Raw genomic sequence first — 1,709 nt, forward strand, 5'->3', positions numbered from 1 at the left:
CCCGTCGGGCGCTTCGGCCGCCCGGACGCGGCCGGACGGAAGGCCGAGGGAGAGCGCGAGCGCGGCCGCTGCGCAAAGGAGGCTGCGGCGCGAGGCGCCGGGCTGGGAGGCGTGAGGCATGGTCGGGATTCCTGAATCAGTCGCGCGTGGGCACGAGGATGGTGCGCTTGCCCATCGCGGTGGGCTTTGAGACGATGCCCGCGGTCTCCATCGCTTCGAGGAGGTTCGCGGCGCGGTTGTAGCCGATGCCGAGCTGGCGCTGCACGTAGGAGATCGAGGCGCGCTTCTCCTCGAGCACGATCGCGACGGCCCGGTCGTAGAGCGGATCGGCCTCGCCCGCGCGGCGCCCGGGGTCGTCGTCGGCGCCCGCCTCCGCATCGTCGGCGGACTCGGTCACGCCCTCGACGTAGGAGGGAGAGCCCATCTCCTTGAGCTTCTCGGCGACGCGCATCACCTCGCCGTCGGCGACGAAGCACCCTTGGATGCGGGTGGCGCCGGGGTGGCCCGGGCGATGGAGCAGCATGTCGCCGTTGCCGAGGAGCTGCTCGGCTCCGGATTCGCCGAGGATCACGCGGCTGTCGATCGTGGAGGCGACCTGAAAGGAGATGCGCGTCGGCACGTTCGCCTTGATGAGCGAGGTGACGACGTCCACGGACGGACGCTGCGTCGCGAGGATGAGGTGGATGCCCGCCGCGCGCGCCTTCTGCGTGAGGCGGGTGATCTCGCCCTCGACCTCCTTGCGGTTCGTGAGCATCAGGTCGGCGAGCTCGTCGACCACGCAGACGATGAAGGGCCAGGGCTCGAGCACGCCCGCGAGCGGATCGTCCTTGGCGGCGCCCGGGTCGCGGAGCGGCTCACCGCGGCGGGCGGCCTCCGAGACCTTCTCGTTGTAGGCGGAGAACTGGCGCACGCCGATGCGACTCATCACGGCGTAGCGGCGGTCCATCTCGTGGGTGAGCCACTTGAGCGCGGCGCTCGCCTTGTTCATGTCCGTGACCACCGGGGTGAGCAGATGCGGGATGCCGTTGTAGAGCGAGAACTCGAGCATCTTCGGGTCGATCAGCACGAGGCGCAGCGTCTCGGGCGAATTGCGGTAGAGCATCGAGAGGATCATCGCGTTGATGCCGACCGACTTGCCCGATCCGGTCGTGCCGGCGACGAGAAGGTGCGGCGTCTTCGCGAGGTCCATCACGAAGGGCTTGCCTGCGATGTCCTTGCCCATTGCGAGCGTGAGCGCGGAGCGGCTCGCCCTGAAGGCGTCGCTCTCGATGATCTCCTTGAGGCGCACCATCTCGCGCACGAGATTGGGCACCTCGATGCCGATGCAGCTCGTGCCGGGAATCGAGAGCACGATGCGCACGGCCTGCACGCCGAGGGCGCGCCTCAGGTCGTCGCGCACGCCCTCGATCTGCGAGCCCTTGACGCCCGGACCCGGCTCGATCCAGTACTGCGTGATCACGGGACCGGGCTGCACGCCCTTCACCTCGGCGGGGATTCCGTAGTTGCGCAGCTTCGCCACGATGAGGCGGCTCGTCATCTGGATGGTCTCCTCGTCGGTGCGGCGCCGCGCAGGGTCCGCGTCGTCAAGGAGCGCAACGTCGGGGAGCCCGGTGGAGGAGGCGGCCGCGGGCGCGGCGGGCGCGGGCTTCCAGGCGGGCGCCGAGGACGGCGGGGAGGCAAAGGGAGCGGCGGGAGCGCAGGCAGCCGTC

Annotated in this window: 1 protein-coding gene; it reads right to left on the bottom strand. The window is 70.2% G+C overall.

The annotated features are described in order from the left end of the window. Nucleotides 1–136: 136 nt before the first annotated feature. A partial coding sequence (locus ACT6Y9_RS10825; RefSeq protein ID WP_443744536.1) for a DNA translocase FtsK occupies nucleotides 137–1,709 on the bottom strand: 1,573 nt, incomplete at its 5' end.

It is taken from the genome of Sutterella sp. (assembly GCF_052272535.1).
Lineage (GTDB): Bacteria > Pseudomonadota > Gammaproteobacteria > Burkholderiales > Burkholderiaceae_F > Sutterella.